General features: G+C 67.3%; 14 protein-coding genes, 2 rRNA genes and 1 riboswitch (1 of these 17 only partly in view). Of the genes, 3 read left to right on the top strand and 13 right to left on the bottom strand.

The window, feature by feature from the left end; genetic code table 11:
- Window positions 1–13 precede the first annotated feature (13 nt).
- Window positions 14–1099 (top strand): ABC transporter ATP-binding protein, encoded by a 1086-nt coding sequence (locus OG542_RS34145; protein WP_328415880.1) that lies wholly within the window; start codon window positions 14–16, stop codon window positions 1097–1099.
- Window positions 1100–1126: 27 nt separating this feature from the next.
- The gene (locus tag OG542_RS34140) at window positions 1127–1546 is read left to right on the top strand and encodes a TOBE domain-containing protein (protein WP_328415878.1); all 420 of its coding nucleotides are present in this window, start codon (window positions 1127–1129) and stop codon (window positions 1544–1546) included.
- 83 nt (window positions 1547–1629) lie between these two features.
- Here the strand turns inward: OG542_RS34140 and gcvP are convergent, their stop codons facing one another.
- Complete coding sequence (gene gcvP, locus OG542_RS34135; protein WP_328415876.1) at window positions 1630–4515, bottom strand: aminomethyl-transferring glycine dehydrogenase; 2886 nt, start codon at window positions 4513–4515, stop codon at window positions 1630–1632.
- Window positions 4516–4693: 178 nt separating this feature from the next.
- Window positions 4694–4789: riboswitch (glycine riboswitch) on the bottom strand.
- A 113-nt stretch (window positions 4790–4902) separates the two neighbouring features.
- Between gcvP and OG542_RS34130 the strand changes: the two genes are divergently transcribed.
- Window positions 4903–5277, top strand: a complete 375-nt coding sequence (locus OG542_RS34130; protein ID WP_261683902.1) for a PRC-barrel domain-containing protein — start codon at window positions 4903–4905, stop codon at window positions 5275–5277.
- Between the two features lie 15 nt (window positions 5278–5292).
- Here OG542_RS34130 and OG542_RS34125 read toward each other — a convergent pair whose 3' ends face one another.
- The 12 genes from OG542_RS34125 to OG542_RS34070 all read right to left on the bottom strand — a co-directional run.
- A complete protein-coding gene (locus tag OG542_RS34125) occupies window positions 5293–6696 on the bottom strand; it encodes a DNA polymerase IV (RefSeq protein ID WP_328415873.1) in 1404 nt (467 codons plus the stop codon).
- Between the two features lie 134 nt (window positions 6697–6830).
- Window positions 6831–7514, bottom strand: a complete 684-nt coding sequence (locus OG542_RS34120; RefSeq protein WP_193482058.1) for a MerR family transcriptional regulator — start codon at window positions 7512–7514, stop codon at window positions 6831–6833.
- Between the two features lie 314 nt (window positions 7515–7828).
- A complete protein-coding gene (locus OG542_RS34115; RefSeq protein ID WP_003988851.1) occupies window positions 7829–8302 on the bottom strand; it encodes a bifunctional nuclease family protein in 474 nt (157 codons plus the stop codon).
- Between the two features lie 85 nt (window positions 8303–8387).
- Complete coding sequence (gene ftsR, locus OG542_RS34110) at window positions 8388–9128, bottom strand: transcriptional regulator FtsR (protein ID WP_311130243.1); 741 nt, start codon at window positions 9126–9128, stop codon at window positions 8388–8390.
- A 53-nt stretch (window positions 9129–9181) separates the two neighbouring features.
- Window positions 9182–10129 (bottom strand): FHA domain-containing protein, encoded by a 948-nt coding sequence (locus OG542_RS34105; RefSeq protein ID WP_328415869.1) that lies wholly within the window; start codon window positions 10127–10129, stop codon window positions 9182–9184.
- A gap of 61 nt (window positions 10130–10190) precedes the next feature.
- Window positions 10191–11129, bottom strand: coding sequence for a DUF881 domain-containing protein (locus tag OG542_RS34100; protein WP_193482055.1), 939 nt, complete (start codon window positions 11127–11129; stop codon window positions 10191–10193).
- Between the two features lie 5 nt (window positions 11130–11134).
- Window positions 11135–11467 carry a small basic family protein gene (locus OG542_RS34095; protein WP_019708255.1) on the bottom strand — a complete coding sequence of 111 codons (333 nt, stop codon included), beginning with the start codon at window positions 11465–11467 and terminating at the stop codon, window positions 11135–11137.
- Complete coding sequence (locus OG542_RS34090) at window positions 11464–12375, bottom strand: DUF881 domain-containing protein (RefSeq protein WP_328415865.1); 912 nt, start codon at window positions 12373–12375, stop codon at window positions 11464–11466. Before OG542_RS34090 ends, OG542_RS34095 begins: the two co-directional genes overlap by 4 nt.
- A gap of 98 nt (window positions 12376–12473) precedes the next feature.
- Entirely contained in the window at window positions 12474–14969 is a 2496-nt protein-coding gene (locus OG542_RS34085) for a mannose-1-phosphate guanyltransferase (protein WP_328415863.1), read from the bottom strand.
- A gap of 115 nt (window positions 14970–15084) precedes the next feature.
- Window positions 15085–15693 (bottom strand): CDP-alcohol phosphatidyltransferase family protein, encoded by a 609-nt coding sequence (locus tag OG542_RS34080; protein ID WP_311130245.1) that lies wholly within the window; start codon window positions 15691–15693, stop codon window positions 15085–15087.
- A gap of 109 nt (window positions 15694–15802) precedes the next feature.
- Window positions 15803–15919 (bottom strand): 5S ribosomal RNA (gene rrf, locus OG542_RS34075).
- A 91-nt stretch (window positions 15920–16010) separates the two neighbouring features.
- A 23S ribosomal RNA gene (locus tag OG542_RS34070) occupies window positions 16011–18850 on the bottom strand (it continues 282 nt past the right edge of the window).

Here is an 18850-nt window from a genome sequence, read left to right as displayed (position 1 = left end):
GGACGTACACCTCATGACCCAGACGACCGACCGCGACGACACGGCACCCGGACTCCTGGCAGAAGGCCTCGACGCCCACCTCGTCGTCGACCGCGGCGCCTTCCGCCTCGATGTCACGCTCACCGCCGCCCCCGGCGACGTCGTCGCGCTGCTCGGCCCCAACGGCGCCGGCAAGACCACCGCCCTGCGCGCCCTCGCGGGTCTCGCTCCGCTCACGTCGGGCCATCTGGCACTGGACGGTGCGCTGCTGGACCGTACGCCGCCCGAGTCCCGCCCGGTCGGCGTCGTCTTCCAGGACTATCTGCTCTTCCCGCATCTGACCGCCCTGGACAACGTCGCCTTCGGACCGCGCTGCCGGGGCGCCGGCAAGGCCGAGGCCCGGGCCCAGGCCGCCGACTGGCTGGACCGTATGGGTCTGGCCGACCACGCCGGCGCCAAGCCCCGCCGCCTCTCCGGCGGCCAGGCCCAGCGCGTGGCCGTGGCCCGCGCCCTGGCCACCCGGCCCCGGTTGCTGCTCCTGGACGAACCCCTGGCCGCCCTCGACGCCCGCACCCGCCTGGAGGTACGCGCTCAACTCCGGCGCCACCTCGCCGAGTTCGAAGCCGTGGCAGTCCTCGTCACACACGACCCGCTGGACGCCATGGTGCTGGCCGACCGCCTGGTCGTCGTCGAGCACGGCCTCGTCGTCCAAGAGGGCACGCCCTCCGACATCGCCCGCCACCCCCGCACGGACTACATCGCCCGGCTCGTCGGCCTCAACCTGTACCGGGGGCAGGCCGACGGCCACACGGTCCGGCTCGACACGGGTCCGGCCATCACGACCACGGAGGAACTCTCCGGCCCGGCCTTCGTGGCGTTCCCGCCCGGCGCGGTGACGCTGTACCGGGAACGCCCCAGCGGCTCCAGCGCCCGCAACCTGTGGCGCTGCGAGGTCGCCGGCCTGGAGACGCACGGCGACCAGATCCGTGCGGACCTCACCGGCGAACTCCCGCTGACGGCCGACCTCACCACGGTCGCCGCGGCCGAACTCGATCTGCATCCCGGCGCATCGGTCTGGGCGACGGTCAAGGCGACGCAGACGCACGCATACCCGGCATAAGGCACTTACCGGGCTACCGTGCACCCCATGAGCCTGAGCATCCGCAACCAGTTCCCCGGAACCGTCACCGCCGTCACGCCGGGCGAGGCCATGGCGACGGTCAGGGTTCGCCTCGCCGGCGGCCAGGACCTCACCGCCGCGATCACCCGCGAGGCCGCCGACGACCTCGGTCTCACGCCGGGCACCGCCGTGCGCGCCCTGGTGAAGTCGACGGAGGTCGCGCTGGCCACCACCCCCGTCGGGGGCCTGTCCATCCGCAACCGGCTCCCCGGTACGGTCACGGCCGTCGCGGCCGGCGACGCGATGGCCTCCGTCCGGATCACCGTCGAAGGCGGCGAACTGACGGCGGCGATCACCAAGGACGCCGCGGACGATCTCCGTCTGTCGGCCGGAACCCCCGTCGTCGCCCTGATCAAGTCGACCGAGGTGTCACTCGCCGTCGGATGACGGGGAGCCCTTGCATGACGGAGAGTCCCCGCAGGACGGAGGGGCCCCGCACGACGGAGCCCCTCCTCTGACCGGTCGGTCGGTCAGTCCTCGTACGCGTCCAGCGGCGGGCAGGAGCACACCAGATTCCGGTCGCCGAAGGCCTGGTCGATGCGGCGCACCGGCGGCCAGTACTTGTCGGAGGCCGTGACTCCGGCCGGGAAGACGGCCTCCTCACGGCTGTAGGCGTGCTCCCACTCCCCGGCGAGCGCGCCGGCGGTGTGCGGGGCGCCCCGCAGCGGGTTGTCGTCCGCGGGCCATTCGCCGGAGCCGACCTTCTCGATCTCCGCGCGGATGGCGATCATCGCCTCGCAGAACCGGTCCAGCTCGGCCAGGTCCTCCGACTCGGTCGGCTCGATCATCAGCGTCCCGGCCACCGGGAACGACATCGTCGGCGCGTGGAAGCCGTAGTCGATCAGCCGCTTGGCGACGTCGTCGACGCTCACACCGGTCGCCTTGGTCAGCGGCCGCAGGTCGATGATGCACTCGTGCGCGACGAGCCCGCCGGGGCCGGTGTAGAGCACCGGGTAGTGCGGCTCCAGCCGCTTGGCGATGTAGTTGGCGCTGAGCACCGCCACCTGCGTGGCCCGCTTCAGCCCCTCGCCGCCCATGAGCCGGACGTACGCCCACGAGATCGGCAGGATGCCGGCCGAGCCCCACGGCGCCGCGGAGATGGGGCCGACCCCGGTCTCCGGGCCCGCCTCGGGCTGCAGCGGATGGTTCGGCAGATACGGCGCGAGGTGCTCACGCACCGCAACCGGGCCGACGCCGGGCCCGCCGCCGCCGTGCGGGATGCAGAAGGTCTTGTGCAGGTTCAGGTGCGAGACGTCCCCGCCGAAGTGCCCCGGCTTGGCGAGCCCCACGAGCGCGTTGAGGTTGGCCCCGTCGACGTAGACCTGCCCGCCCGCCTCGTGCACCTGGGCGCAGATCTCGGAGACGTGCTCCTCGAACACACCGTGGGTGGACGGGTACGTGATCATCAGCACCGCCAGCTCGTCACGGTGCTGCTCGATCTTCGCCCGCAGGTCCTCGACGTCGATCTCGCCGTCGTCGGCGGTCTTCACGACGACGACCTTCATGCCCGCCATCACCGCGCTCGCGGCGTTGGTCCCGTGCGCGGAGGAGGGGATAAGGCACACGGTCCGCTGCTCGTCCCCGTTGGCCCGGTGGTACCCGCGTACGGCGAGCAGACCCGCCAGCTCGCCCTGCGACCCCGCATTCGGCTGGAGGGACACCTTGTCGTAGCCGGTGACCTCGGCGAGACGTTCCTCCAGCTCGTGGATGAGCGTGAGGTAGCCCTCGGCCTGCCCGGCGGGGGCGAAGGGGTGCAGCTGCCCGAACTCGGGCCAGGTGACCGGCTCCATCTCCGTGGTCGCGTTGAGCTTCATGGTGCAGGAGCCCAGCGGGATCATGCCGCGGTCGAGCGCGTAGTCGCGGTCGGCCAGCCGACGCAGGTAGCGCAGCATGGCGGTCTCGGAGCGGTACTGGTGGAAGACCGGGTGCGTCATGTACTCGTCGGACCGCAGCAGAGCGTCCGGAAGCCCGTCCTCGGTGGCGGCGTCCAGCGCCTCGACGACACCCTCGACCCCGAACGCGGCCCATACGGCACGCAGCTGGGCCCGCGTCGTGGTCTCGTCGCAGGAGATCGAGACGTGGTCGGCGTCGACGAGCCGCAGGTTGACCCCGTTCCGCTCCGCGGCGGCCACGACCTCGGCGGCCCGGCCCTCCACGCGCACCGTCACGGTGTCGAAGTAAGCCCCGTGCACGACCTCGACACCGCCGTTCGCGAGCCCGGCGGCCAGGACCGTGGCGTACCGGTGGGTGCGCCGCGCGATGCTCTTCAGGCCCTGTGGCCCGTGGTAGACGGCGTACATGCCGGCCATGACGGCGAGCAGCACCTGCGCGGTGCAGATGTTGCTGGTGGCCTTCTCACGACGGATGTGCTGCTCACGCGTCTGCAGCGCCAGCCGGTAGGCCTTGTTCCCGTCGGCGTCCACGGACACGCCGACGAGCCGCCCGGGCAGGCTGCGCGCCATCTTGTCCCCCACGGCCATGTAACCGGCGTGCGGTCCGCCGAAGCCCATGGGCACACCGAACCGCTGCGTCGTCCCGACCGCGATGTCCGCGCCGAGCGCACCGGGCGACTTCAGCAGCGTCAGCGCGAGCAGGTCGGCGGCGACGGTGACGAGCGCCCCGAGCCCGTGCGCCTGGTCGATGACCGGCTTGATGTCCCGTACGGCTCCGGAGGCGCCCGGGTACTGGATCAGCACGCCGTTGATCTCGCGCCCGGCGACGTCGGCGGGGATGCCCGCACTGAGATCGGCGACGACGACCTCGACGCCGGTCGGCTCGGCCCTGGTCCGGATCACGGCGATGGTCTGCGGCAGCGCGTCCGCGTCGACGAGGAACAGGCCCTTCTTGTTCTTGCCCAGACGCCGCGACAGCGCCATGGCCTCGGCGGCCGCGGTGCCCTCGTCGAGCAGGGAGGCGCCGGAGGTCGGCAGACCGGTGAGGTCGGCGACCATGGTCTGGAAGTTCAGCAGCGCCTCGAGCCGGCCCTGCGAGATCTCCGGCTGGTACGGCGTGTAGGCCGTGTACCAGGACGGGTTCTCCATGACGTTGCGCATGATGACCGGCGGCGTGAACGTGCCGTAGTACCCGAGCCCGATCATGGAGCCGAGGACCTGGTTGCGGTCGGCGAGGGAGCGCAGCTCGGCGATCACCTCGGCCTCGCCGCGGGCGCCCGGCAGGTCCAGTGCCTCGGCGCTCTTGATCACGGCCGGGACCGCGGCGGCCGTCAGCTCGTCCAGGGAGCCGTAGCCGACGTGCGCGAGCATCTTGGCGCACGCCTCATGGTCGGGGCCGATGTGGCGCTGCTCGAAGGGAACTGCCTCTTCGAGCTCGGAGAGCGGAATGCGATGGGCGGTCATATGCGGAGGCCTCCTGGTCTGACACGACCTTCGAGGGGCACCACGGCACGGGTACCCGGACGGCCTCCCCCTCTGTCATGTCAACCTGAGAGCTTCACCGGATCGCCCGAAGGCCTCCGGCTTTCACCGTCGGTGAGAGCGGAAGTCCGTCGACATCCGCCCTGCTTTCCAGAGTGACCTCGTCCGTGCGGTACGTGAGCCTGAGAGATTCCGGGGAGGATTTGCTCCTTCGGCGCCTCCGATGATGTCTGGAGGACTCTCCCGCACGGGGTCAGCAGCCGCTGTCAGCCTACCAGCGAGGGCAACGCACGAACCTTCGAGTGGCCGCGTCCCCGATTGTGCCGTTTTGTAGTGTTTACGGATGAGTTGCGACCATGTGGAGGGCCCGTGCGAACCGATATCGATCCGCGCAACCTGATCGGCCGCAAGGCTTTCGACCGCAACGGAACCAGGATCGGCACGATCGACGAGGTCTACCTCGACGACGCCACCGGCGCCCCGGAGTGGGCCGCCATACGGACCGGCCTGTTCAGCAGGGACGCTTTCGTCCCACTCGAGCCCAGCGAACTGATCGACGGCGCCCTCCACGTGCCCTTCGACCGCGCCCTGATCAAGGACGCCCCCGACTTCGGCGTGGGCCGCCACCTCTCCCCGGAGCAGGAACTCCAGCTCTACCACCACTACGGTCTCGACGTCGCCGCTCCTCCCCCGCTCCAGGACCACGAGTTCGGCAAACTGGCAGGCACGGACGAGACGGCCTGAAGCCCCGGTAACCGCCTAAAGGGCGGCCGACCGCAGCCCCGCATCCCCCGAGTCACCATCCGGCCCATGACCCCCTTCAGGCTCTCGTAACACCAAAGGCAACGGGTCCGCCGGCTCCAACTCCGGATCGTCGACCCGGAAGGTCCGCACCCGCCCGGGCTCCGAGTCGGGTGTCTCGAACCGTACGGTCACCCGCCCCAGGCCGCTGCCCTGCACCCATCCGTGCCCGAACCCGGCGTGCCGCACATCGTGCCCGGCGGGCCACCGCCGCTCGGCCGGCGCCGGCCACTCCTCGACCGGCGCCGCGGCAGGCTCCTCGACCGGGCCCTCCGCGACCGCCCGCTCCCCGGCCGCCTGCGCGAACAGGTCCTCCTGCGTGTAGTCGGCGAGCCCACTGACGCCCACCCCGAGCAGCCGCACGCCGCCCGTCGTGTCGACCGAGTCCAGCAGCCTGGCCGCGGCCTCACGTATCACCCCGGGATCGTCCGTCGGCCCACGCAGCGTCTCGGACCGGGTGAGCGTCGAGAAGTCGTACCGCCGCACCTTCAGCACGATGGTCCGCCCGGACAGCCCGGCCCCGCGCAGCCGCTGTACGCAGCGGTCGGCGAGCCGCTGCACCTCCAGCCCGACCCGCAGCCGGTCGTGGATGTCCACGTCGTAGGTGTCCTCGACCGACACCGACTTCGCCTCCCGCTCCGCCACGACGGGCCGGTCGTCCCGCGCCAGAGCCATGGCGTAGAGCCCGTGTCCGTGCGCCTTCCCCAGCAGCCGGACCAGCTCGTCCTCACCCGCCTCGGCGATCTCCTCGACGATGGTGATCCCGGCCCGCCGCAGATGGTCGCCCGTCGCCGGCCCTACTCCCGGCAGGGTCCGCACCGACATCGGCCCCAGCATCGCCCGCTCCGTCCCCGGCTCGATCACCACCAGCCCGTCGGGCTTGGCCTGCTCCGAGGCAATCTTCGCGAGCATCTTAGAGGCGGCCAGCCCCACCGACCCCGTGAGCCCCGTGACGGCCCGGATGTCCGCACGCAGCTTCACCCCGGCCAGCCGCGCGGACCGCTCGTCCCAGGCCGCCCCTCCGGCCTCCAGGTCAACGAACGCCTCGTCCAGGCTCAGCGGCTCCACCAGTGGCGACAACGCACGCAGCAGCTCCATCACCCGCTCGCTGATCGCCCGGTAGAACTGGAAGCGCGGCACGAGATACGCGGCGTTGGGCGCGAGCCGCCGGGCCTGCGCCATGGGCAACGCCGAGTGCACCCCGAAGACCCGGGCCTCGTACGACGCGGTCGCGACCACACCCCGCGGCCCGAGCCCGCCCACGACCACGGCCTTCCCGCGCAGACTCGGCTTGGACGCCTGCTCCACCGAGGCGAAGAAGGCATCCATGTCGAGATGCAGAATCGTAGGCGCGGTTCTCACAACTCCGATGCTGCCCTACGCCACTGACAACGCCGTGCCGAACCTTCCCGACCGGTCCGGGAGAAACCGCTTACAGCCCGGCGCGGAAACATCCCGCCTGCTGCGGCCGCATGCACACCGCACCGTCCAACGGGTCAGACAGCCCGGTTCCGCCGCCGCGCCAGCTCGTCCGCCGGGTTGGGCCCTACCAGGGTCTCGCCGGTGTCGATACGCTCCCCGTGCAGCTGGGACAGCGCGCTCTCGACGTCCCGCCACACCACACCCACGGCGATCCCGAAGACGCCCTGCCCCCCTTGGAGCAGGGCGTGGACCTCGTCCGGCGAAGTGCACTCGTAGACCGTCGCACCGTCACTCATCAGCGTCATCCGCTCCAGGTCGCGGAAACCGCGTTCCCTGAGGTGCTGGACCGCCGTGCGGATGTTCTGCAGCGACACCCCGGTGTCGAGGAACCGCTTGACGATCTTCAGGACGACGACGTCCCGGAAGCTGTACAACCGCTGCGTCCCGGACCCATGGGCGGGGCGCACACTCGGCTCGACGAGACCGGTGCGGGCCCAGTAGTCCAGCTGCCGGTAGGTGATACCGGCGGCCGCGCAGGCCGTGGGGCCTCGATAGCCGATCTGCTCGGACGCCATGGACGTCGTCCCTCCGCTGCTCGGCACCGCCGACGGTCGCTGCGGAGCATGATCGGCCGCACCGTCGGGCTGGGGGTACCCCCCGCCCGAAAGGAGCCGAGAGCCGGGGGGAGCGTACGGACCACTCGCCCTGAGACTGCGCTCGGGGCCGCCCCCAGCCGTACCGTCGCCGCTGCTTCTCACGCCGACCTCCGTCCTTGACCTGCCTTCTCGACGGTAGGCAGTCACCCGGGGTGCGTCAACGATCGCCACACTCGCCACGCCGAGTGATAATCACCCTAAGAGTGGTTTCCCGTGCCCCACCGCGGGGAAAGGCTAGCCGAATGCCTTCGGCACGGACCGTGTGACGCTCTCACTCGCCACCGGCACATGCGGGCAATTCACCCCTCACACATACGGCGGCGGCCCTGCCGCGGACTCATCGTCCGCCGGGCCGCCCACTCGTCTCACGACCGCTGCCGCTCCCCGCCCGGCCGGCGCTCACCGGCTTCCGGAACTCACTGGCTGCTGCTGCCGAAGTCCTCCGGGGAGATCTGGTCGAGGAACTCGCGGAACTTCTCCACCTCGTCCTCCTGCTCGTCCGGAATCGCGATGCCGGCGTCATCGAGGACCGTGTCACTCCCGTAGATCGGTGTCCCGGTGCGCAGGGCCAGCGCTATGGCGTCGGACGGGCGGGCGCTCACCTCGACGCCACTGGCGAAGACCAGCTCCGCGTAGAAGACACCCTCACGCAGGTCCGTGATGCGCACTTCCGTGAGCTCCTGACCGACGGCTTCCAGCACGTCCTTGAACAGGTCGTGGGTCAGCGGCCGCGCGGGAGCCATGCCCTGCTGGGCGAAGGCGATCGCCGTCGCCTCCCCCGGCCCGATCCAGATGGGGAGGTAACGGTCGCCTCCCACTTCACGCAGCAGCACGATCGGTTGGTTGGAGGGCATTTCGACCCGGACACCTACGACATCGAGCTCGTTCACACAGCAACCCTAGGCCGTGCTCGGGACGTTTGGGTAGTCGGGCAGGGATCGAGCGCCTGATCCGGCCCCCACGTGTCCGGCCGCCTCATGGCAGCCGCACCCCGAGCGCCGTCTGCACCAGCGCGGCGTGCAGCTTCACCGTGAGCCCCGCCAGCTCCTTGGTGCGGGCCTCCGCAAGAGCCCTGGTCTGCGGGTTCCGGTGCCGCTTCAGCGGGGCCACCACCTGGTCCACGAGCCCGGCCTCGCGGTCGGCGGCGGCCTTCATCACCCGCAGGTGCCGCGGCTCGATCCCGAAGCGCCCCAGCTCGGCGACGAGCGCCGCCACCGTGACCGCCTCCGCCTCGTACGCCCCGTCCTCCAGTGGAGTGACCAGCCCGTACGACTCCCACTCCCTGAGCACCTCCTCGTCCACCCCGGCGGCGGCGAGCAGCTCCTGGCGCCCGACCCTGGCAGCCGAGGGCGGCCCCTCGAAGGGCTCGGGCGCGCAATCGCCGTCACGCTGACGGCCCACGGTCGGCAGCGGGACGGCATCACCGCGCTCCATGGCCTCCAGGTGCTCGCGAATCACCTTCAGGGGCAGGTAGTGGTCCCGCTGCATCCGCAGGACGTGACCGAGGCGCTCGACGTCGCGGGGGCTGAACTTGCGATACCCCGAGGGGGTCCGCTGTGGCTCGATGAGCCCCTCCGACTCCAGGAAGCGGATCTTGGAGATGGTGACTTCGGGAAACTCGTCGCGCAGCACGTTCAGCACCGTGCCGATACTCATCAGCCCACTGTCCGTGGCGGCGGCGCCGTGCCCGGCACCGCCGCTCGGTGTATGAAGCATGGACCTTCCCTGACGGACGGACCTTCGCTGGGGTGCCCCGGAGGCGGTCCGGGTCAGTAACCCCGCTGGCTGGCGTAGAAGACCAGCCGGTACTTGCCGATCTGCACCTCGTCACCGTTGCTCACAGCGACCTGGTCGATCCGCTCGCGGTTCACGTACGTGCCGTTCAGGCTGCCCACGTCGGCCACCGTGAACGAGCCGTCCTGACCGCGACGGAACTCCACGTGCCGCCGGGAGACCGTCACGTCGTCCAGGAAGATGTCGCTCTGCGGATGACGGCCGGCCGTGGTCAGATCACCGTCCAGCAGGAAGCGGCTGCCGGAGTTCGGCCCCCGGCGCACGACCAGGAGCGCGGAACCCAGCGGCAGCGCGTCCACGGCCGCCTGCGCCTCGGGAGACAGCGTCGGCGTAGGCGTCTGGCCGGTGGCCTCGGCGTCGTAGGCCTCTAGACCGGAGATGGAGATCGTGGAGGTCGTCTCGGACGGACGCTCCGGCGTCGCGCCCGGCCGCAGCGGCGCGCCGCAGTTGGAGCAGAAGCGGCTGTTCTCCGCGTTGCGGTTGCCGCACCTCGTACACACCAGGGCCGACATCGGATCCTCCTGCCGCGGCTGCCCACCGGGAGCATTGGACGCATACGGGTCGGAAAACCCTCCACCCGCACTTGAGGGTTGCCCGAAACCTATGCCGCCAGGCTGCGCAGGGTCAACCGACGGCGCGCCCTGACCTCCGGAAACGTCGCCGCCCGGACCGCCGACCTGGTCCCGGAACAGCGGCCGCTGGCCCTCCGCGTCAGGCTGTGCGCGATGACGGGCGGTCGCATTGTCGCTGCCCTCTCGCGGGCTCTTGCCGAACAACTTCGCAAACAACTTCACGGGCGATTCCCCTTGACCGAAACAGACCCGCCCGTGGGGCAGGACGAACCCTGACTGAACACTCTGGCCGACCCGGACATCCTGACAACGTCCGTCTGCACCAGACAGTTTCCACCACGCACCACCCATTCGGTGCGCCGACCCCCCGCAACCTCATGCCCTCGCCGGACGCCGCCCATGCACCGCCGGTTCACTGGGAGGACGACCGAGCGTAGTCAGGCCGCTTCGCTGCTCGCAAGGCGTCCACGACGATCTTGGTGGACCGCTCCACGGTGACGATGGCCTGTTCCTTCTCGAGAGTCTGCACCACTCCTCCGGGGATGTTGAGCGCCGGCTCGAGGTCCTGCGACTTGCCGATGACCTTGAAACGATAGGGCGCGTTGATCTTGTTCCCGTCGACGCTCACACCCTTGCCGGAGTCGGTGAGATACGTGCCGGCCACGACCCGTACGCCGTTCACCTGGATCGCCTCGGCACCCGCCGCACGCAGTTCCTGGACCGCGTCGAGCAGCATGTCCGACTCGACCGTCCCCTTCGTGTCCTCGATGGTCATGGTGATGCCGGGCCCCTGCGCGGCCACCGTGCCCGCCAGGATGCCGAGTTGCCGCTCCTTCTCGATCGTCTGCCTCCGGGCCTCCTCGGCCTGGTCCGAGCTGTTCTCCAGCTCGTCGCGCTGCTTCTCGAGACCCTGCTTCTCGTCCTCAAGACGCTGGGTACGGTCATCCAGTTCATCGAGGATGCGGACAAGATCTTCCTGGCGCGCACCGCGCAGGGCGCTGTCACTGTCGCTGTTCGACGCCACCTGCACGGCCAGTCCGAAGCCGAGGCCGAACAGCAGCAGCGCGACGATGAGTTGGGCCCGGCTGACCCGAGGCGGCCACAACCCCTGCACCAGTCGTTGCCGACCGGTCAGCCGCGGCTCGGGCGCCACCTCCGGCTCCGGCTCGAGATCGGGCGCGGGCTCGGGTGCCGACTCAGGCTCCGGGGTGTCCTGGTCGGCAGACTCCGCCGCGGCCACCTCCTGGGGCAGCTCCTTGCGGAGCCGGTTCCCGGACTCGCCACTCCCGTCGCGCTGCTCCGCGCGTGTGTCGCCGTTCTCCTCGGCGCGCTTGTCGTCGTGCTCGCTCATCCGCCTCACGCCCGGAACACGTGCCGGCGGATCGCCGCGGCGTTGGAGAAGATCCGGATACCGAGGACGACCACCACACCGGTGGACAGCTGGGCACCCACGCCCAACTTGTCACCCAGGAACACGATCAACGCGGCCACGACCACGTTCGACAGGAACGACACCACGAAGACCTTGTCGTCGAAGATGCCGTCGAGCATGGCGCGCAGACCGCCGAAGACGGCGTCGAGCGCCGCCACGACAGCGATCGGCAGATAAGGCTCGACCACCGCCGGAACCTCAGGCCGGACCAACAGGCCGACCACGACTCCCACGACGAGGCCCAGTACGGCGATCACGATGTGCCCTTCTCGCTCTTCTCAGTGCTCGGCTGTGCTGTACGTACGATCACACTCGGTGCGGCAGGCAGCCGGAGGTCGTCCTCCGCGGAGATGGCTGTCCTGACGCCGTAGCTCTCCTGGAGCGCGTTCAGATACAAGCCGTCCGCACTGTTCTGGAACCGCGTGCTCAGCCGCTGCCCGTCCCCCACCGCAAGCACCGTGTACGGCGGCACCAGCGGTTTGTTGTCGACCAGTATCGCGTCCCCCGCGGCCCTGATCGCGGACAGCGCCGTCAGCCGCTGCCCGTTGATGGAGACGGCCTCGGCGCCCGACTCCCACAGCCCGTTGACCACACGCTGCATGTCCCGGTCACGCACCCGGCCGGTGTCGGAGAACCCGGGGTTCTCGCGCGGGTCGCCGTCACCGCCCGCACCGGTGTCCTTGGCGTCGTTCACCACGAGCTTCACGCCGGGACCGTGCACCGCGGCGGCGCCGGACAGGATGCCCACCAGGTCGGACCCGGCGCTGCCACTGTGCTTCAGCGCCTCGCGCTGCCGGGCGCTCACGTCCGCGCGCAGCTCGTCGACGGATTCCTCCAGCTTGTCCGCCGCTTCGCTCTCCCGGTCGATGCGGTCGACCAGCTCTTCCCGCTCCTTGGCGACGACCGGTGCGGCGACCCGCGCCTGTGCCGCTCCTACGGTCACGACCAGGGCCGCGAGCACCAGGCCCGCCGCGAGCCCCAGCTTCGCCCTGAGGGTCTTCGGCAGGCCGTCGTCGCCCGCGGCCTTCTTCCGCTCAGCGGCCTCGGCATATCCGTCGTCGAGGCTGTGGTCCATGACGTTGGTGAGCAAAGACATGGACGCATCCGGGCGCCGGGGCCGCGTCGGTGTGCTCCGAATGGGGGGTTGCTGCGGCATGCCGCACATCGTCGCACGTCGCGGCCACTACCTCCGAACGGCCCCACCGGCGTGCCGGACAGGCCCCGTTGAGGACACTTGTCCGGCACGCACGCGTGCAGCCCGTTCTACCGGCCGGCGCTGTCCACGACCGCCGACCACTCGTCCAGCAGGGCCTGCGCGGAGGCGTCGTCCGGCCCCTCGGCCCACAGGTGGGTGACAGCCTCCGCCGGGTCGGGCAGCACCATCACCCAGCGCCCGTCGGTCTCCACCACACGCACACCGTCCGTGGTGTCCACGAAGCGATCTCCGGCCTCCTCGACGACCCGCCGCATCACGAGACCCTTGACAGCCCACGGAGTCGCCAGGTCCCGCTTCAGGACGTGCGCCCGCGGGATCCGGGCATCGATCTGGCTGAGCGTGAGCTGCGTCCGCGCCACGAGCCCGATGAGCCGCACGAAGGCCGCGGTGGCGTCGTACACGCTGCTGAACTCGGGGACGATGAATCCGCCCTTGCCGTCACCGCCGAAGATCGTCCCTTCCTCACCACCGACGCGCGTGAGGTCGTCGGGAGAGGTCGTCGTCCACTCGACCTGGGTCCCGTGGTACGCCGCCACCTGCTCGGCGATCCGGGTAGTGGTCACCGGTAGCGCGACCCTGCCGCTACGCCGCTCGGCGGCCACGAGGTCCAGCATCACGAGCAGCGCCCGGTCGTCCTCGATGATGCGCCCCTTCTCGTCGACGAGGGACAGCCGCTCACCGACGGGGTCGAACCGCACGCCGAACGCGGCACCGGAGGACGCCACGATCTCCCCCAGCCGCACCATCCCCGACCGCCGCATGTCGGCCGTCTCCGTCGGCCTGGACTCGTCCAGACCGGGGTTGATCGTCAACGAGTCGACACCGAGCTTCCCGAGCAGACTCGGCAGCACGAGTCCCGCGCTGCCGTTGGACGCGTCCACGACGACCTTCAGCCCGGACTCGGAGATACCCGTCGTGTCGACGTTCCGCAGCAATGACCCGGTGTACGAGTCGAAGACGCTGGCCGGGAAGTGCAGATCCCCGATCTCACCGGGGAACGCCCGGCGGTACTCCTGCCGCGCGAACACCCGGTCCAGCTTCCGCTGGCTGCCCTGCGACAGGTCGGCACCGTTCCCGTCGAAGAACATGATGTCCACGGAGTCCGGCACCCCGGGGGTGGTCCGGATCATGATCCCGCCCGCACTGCCCCGCGCGGTCTGCTGCCGGGCCACGGGCAGCGGAACATTCTCCAGATCCCGTACGTCGATGGCGCTGGCCTGCAACGCGGAGATCACCGCCCGCTTCAGCGCACGGGCGCCACGCGAATGGTCCCGGGCCGTAGTGACGGTCGAGCCCTTCTTCAGGGTGGTCGCATACGCACCGGCGAGTCGCACGGCCAGCTCCGGCGTGATCTCGACGTTCAGGATTCCGGACACACCGCGGGCTCCGAAGAGGTGTGCCTGTCCCCTGGACTCCCAGATGACCGAGGTGTTGACGAAAGCACCGGCTTCGATGGTCTTGAACGGATAGACCCGCACATTGCCCTGGACGATCGATTCTTCACCGATCAGGCACTCATCACCGATGACCGCCCCGTCCTCGATCCGCGCCGCGCGCATGATGTCGGTGTTCTTCCCTACGACGCACCCGCGCAGATTGCTGTGCGGCCCCACGTAGACGTTGTCGTGAACGACGGACTTGTGCAGAAAAGCGCCGCTCTTGACAACCACGTTGGAGCCCACGACGGAGTGCTCACGGAGTTCGGCGCCGGCCTCGACCTTGGCGTAGTCCCCGATGTAAAGGGGGCCGCGAAGCACGGCATCGGGATGCACCTCCGCGCCCTCGGCGACCCAGACGCCTGCGGAGATCTCGAACCCGTCGATGTCGACGTCGACCTTGCCCTCCAGGACGTCGGCCTGCGCCTTCACATAGCTCTCGTGCGTGCCGACGTCCTCCCAGTACCCCTCGGCAATGTAGCCGTAGACGGGCTTGCCTTCCTTCATCAACTGCGGGAAGACATCGCCGGACCAGTCGACGGGCACATCGGGCTCGACATAGTCGAAGACCTCGGGCTCCATCACGTAGATACCGGTGTTCACCGTGTCGGAGAAGACCTGGCCCCAGGTGGGCTTCTCGAGGAAGCGCTCCACCTTGCCTTCCTCGTCGACAATGGTGATGCCGAATTCCAGCGGATTGGGAACACGCGTCAGGCAAACCGTGACCAGCGCGCCCTTTTCCTTGTGAAAATTGATCAGCTCGGTGAGGTCGAAATCCGTCAGAGCGTCGCCGGAGATGACGAGGAAGGCATCGTCCTTCAATGCCTCTTCGGCGTTCTTGACGCTTCCGGCGGTACCGAGTGGCTTCTCCTCATTGGCATAGGTGAGTTCCATGCCGAGCTCTTCGCCGTCACCGAAGTAGTTCTTGACGAGCGAGGCCAGGAACTGGACCGTTACGACTGTTTCGTTGAGCCCATGCCTTTTGAGCAGCCGCAGAACGTGCTCCATGATCGGGCGGTTGGCCACGGGCAGGAGCGGCTTGGGCATGCTTGAGGTCATGGGGCGAAGACGCGTGCCTTCGCCTCCGGCCATCACGACGGCCTTCATGTCGGAAGCGTCCTCCTCTAAGAGACGACGGTCTAGCCGACTTCCCCCGCGAGGATTGTCCCCCACTTTGCGACCACGGGCCATCGGACAGCCACGGTGGGAGCAATCCGCAAGTTCAATCGGCCATGGCGTCCGCACGGACCAGGCGGCGGACTTGTACCACGTAGAGGACTCCTGCCCACCAGTACAGCGTTGTACCCCATCCGGCGAACGCCCATCCGAAAATAGCAGCCAGTGACGAGATCCAACCAGTTCCGTCACTGAGCAGGAGCAGCGGGAAGGCATACATCAGGTTGAAGGTGGCGGCCTTGCCCAGGAAGTTCACCTGGGGCGGCGGATAGCCGTGACGGCGGAGGATCCCCACCATCACCAGCAGAACCAGCTCTCGCGCCAGAAGTGCAGCGGTCAACCAAAGAGGCAGAATCTCACGCCAGGTGAGACCGACCAAAGTCGAGAGAATGTAGAGCCGGTCGGCCGCGGGGTCGAGAAGCCGGCCGAGGCTGCTGATCTGGTTCCAGCGCCGCGCGAGCTTGCCGTCCAGGTAGTCACTGACGCCGCTCAGGGCCAGTACCAGAAGGGCCCAGCCGTCACTCTCGGGCCCACCGAACTCAGGCCTGAGAATCAGCCACAGGAAGAGGGGCACGCCGACGAGCCGAGCCATGCTCAGGATGTTCGGGATGGTGAGCACACGGTCCGTCTGGACGCGAGTCTCCTGAACCTCCACCCGGGGGCCTCCTGTGGGAAACGTGCCAACGATGCTCACTGACCTTACCTCAACGCAAAAAAGCTCTGGCTCTCGGGCTGTGTGCCCAAGAGCCAGAGCTCTAAAAGGAGTTCGGCGGCGTCCTACTCTCCCACAGGGTCCCCCCTGCAGTACCATCGGCGCTGTAAGGCTTAGCTTCCGGGTTCGGAATGTAACCGGGCGTTTCCCTAACGCTATAACCACCGAAACACTATGAAACTGTAAACTGCCGCACCATACCGTGACCTGGCATGGGGCTGTTCGTGGTTTCAGAACCAACACAGTGGACGCGAGCAACTGAGGACAAGCCCTCGGCCTATTAGTACCGGTCAACTCCACACGTTACCGTGCTTCCATATCCGGCCTATCAACCCAGTCGTCTACTGGGAGCCTTACCCTCTCAAGGAGGTGGGAATACTCATCTCGAAGCAGGCTTCCCGCTTAGATGCTTTCAGCGGTTATCCCTCCCGAACGTAGCCAACCAGCCATGCCCTTGGCAGAACAACTGGCACACCAGAGGTTCGTCCGTCCCGGTCCTCTCGTACTAGGGACAGCCCTTCTCAATATTCCTACGCGCACAGCGGATAGGGACCGAACTGTCTCACGACGTTCTAAACCCAGCTCGCGTACCGCTTTAATGGGCGAACAGCCCAACCCTTGGGACCGACTCCAGCCCCAGGATGCGACGAGCCGACATCGAGGTGCCAAACCATCCCGTCGATATGGACTCTTGGGGAAGATCAGCCTGTTATCCCCGGGGTACCTTTTATCCGTTGAGCGACGGCGCTTCCACAAGCCACCGCCGGATCACTAGTCCCGACTTTCGTCCCTGCTCGACCCGTCGGTCTCACAGTCAAGCTCCCTTGTGCACTTACACTCAACACCTGATTGCCAACCAGGCTGAGGGAACCTTTGGGCGCCTCCGTTACTCTTTAGGAGGCAACCGCCCCAGTTAAACTACCCATCAGACACTGTCCCTGATCCGGATCACGGACCCAGGTTAGACATCCAGCACGACCAGACTGGTATTTCAACGACGACTCCACCCACACTGGCGTGCGAGTTTCAAAGTCTCCCAGCTATCCTACACAAGCCGAACCGAACACCAATATCAAACTGTAGTAAAGGTCCCGGGGTCTTTCCGTCCTGCTGCGCGAAACGAGCATCTTTACTCGTAGTGCAATTTCACCGGGCCTATGGTTGAGACAGTCGAGAAGTCGTTACGCCATTCGTGCAGGTCGGAACTTACCCGACAAGGAATTTCGCTACCTTAGGATGGTTATAGTTACCACCGCCGTTTACTGGCGCTTAAGTTCTCAGCTTCGCCACCCCGAAGAGTGACTAACCGGTCCCCTTAACGTTCCAGCACCGGGCAGGCGTCAGTCCGTATACATCGCCTTACGGCTTCGCACGGACCTGTGTTTTTAGTAAACAGTCGCTTCTCGCTGGTCTCTGCGGCCACCCCCAGCTCGAACAGCAAGTGTTCTCACCAGGTGTGGCCCCCCTTCTCCCGAAGTTACGGGGGCATTTTGCCGAGTTCCTTAACCATAGTTCACCCGAACGCCTCGGTATTCTCTACCTGACCACCTGAGTCGGTTTAGGGTACGGGCCGCCATGAAACTCGCTAGAGGCTTTTCTCGACAGCATAGGATCATCCACTTCACCACAATCGGCTCGGCATCAGGTCTCACCCTCATGTCACCCGGATTTACCTAGATGACGGGCTACACCCTTACCCCGGGACAACCACCGCCCGGGCTGGACTACCTTCCTGCGTCACCCCATCACTCACCTACTAACCGCTTGGTTCGGCGGCTCCACCACTTTCCTTTCCCCGAAGGGTCCGGAACGGCTTCACGGCCTTAGCATCACGATGCTCGATGTTTGACGCTTCACAGCGGGTACCGGAATATCAACCGGTTATCCATCGACTACGCCTGTCGGCCTCGCCTTAGGTCCCGACTTACCCTGGGCAGATCAGCTTGACCCAGGAACCCTTAGTCAATCGGCGCAAACGTTTCTCACGTTTGTATCGCTACTCATGCCTGCATTCTCACTCGTGAACCGTCCACAACTCGCTTCCGCGGCTGCTTCACCCGGCACACGACGCTCCCCTACCCATCACAGCAGGCGTTGGCCCTTATGCTGCAATGACACGACTTCGGCGGTACGCTTGAGCCCCGCTACATTGTCGGCGCGGAATCACTAGACCAGTGAGCTATTACGCACTCTTTCAAGGGTGGCTGCTTCTAAGCCAACCTCCTGGTTGTCTCTGCGACTCCACATCCTTTCCCACTTAGCGTACGCTTAGGGGCCTTAGTCGATGCTCTGGGCTGTTTCCCTCTCGACCATGGAGCTTATCCCCCACAGTCTCACTGCCGCGCTCTCACTTACCGGCATTCGGAGTTTGGCTAAGGTCAGTAACCCGGTAGGGCCCATCGCCTATCCAGTGCTCTACCTCCGGCAAGAAACACACGACGCTGCACCTAAATGCATTTCGGGGAGAACCAGCTATCACGGAGTTTGATTGGCCTTTCACCCCTAACCACAGGTCATCCCCCAGGTTTTCAACCCTGGTGGGTTCGGTCCTCCACGAAGTCTTACCTCCGCTTCAACCTGCCCATGGCTAGATCACTCCGCTTCGGGTCTTGAGCGTGCTACTCCATCGCCCTATTCGGACTCGCTTTCGCTACGGCTTCCCCACTCGGGTTAACCTCGCAACACACCGCAAACTCGCAGGCTCATTCTTCAAAAGGCACGCAGTCACGACGCATTGAGTAAACTCAATGCGCGACGCTCCCACGGCTTGTAGGCACACGGTTTCAGGTACTATTTCACTCCGCTCCCGCGGTACTTTTCACCATTCCCTCACGGTACTATCCGCTATCGGTCACCAGGGAATATTTAGGCTTAGCGGGTGGTCCCGCCAGATTCACACGGGATTTCTCGGGCCCCGTGCTACTTGGGTGTCTCTCAAACGAGCCGCTGATGTTTCGACTACGGGGGTCTTACCCTCTACGCCGGACCTTTCGCATGTCCTTCGCCTACATCAACGGTTTCTGACTCGTCTCACGGCCGGCAGACCGTAAAAGAGAGATCCCACAACCCCGTATACGCAACCCCTGCCGGGTCTCACACG

The organism is Streptomyces violaceus, from assembly GCF_036014075.1.
Lineage (GTDB): Bacteria > Actinomycetota > Actinomycetes > Streptomycetales > Streptomycetaceae > Streptomyces > Streptomyces violaceus.
This window is presented reverse-complemented; position numbering and strand designations above follow the sequence as displayed.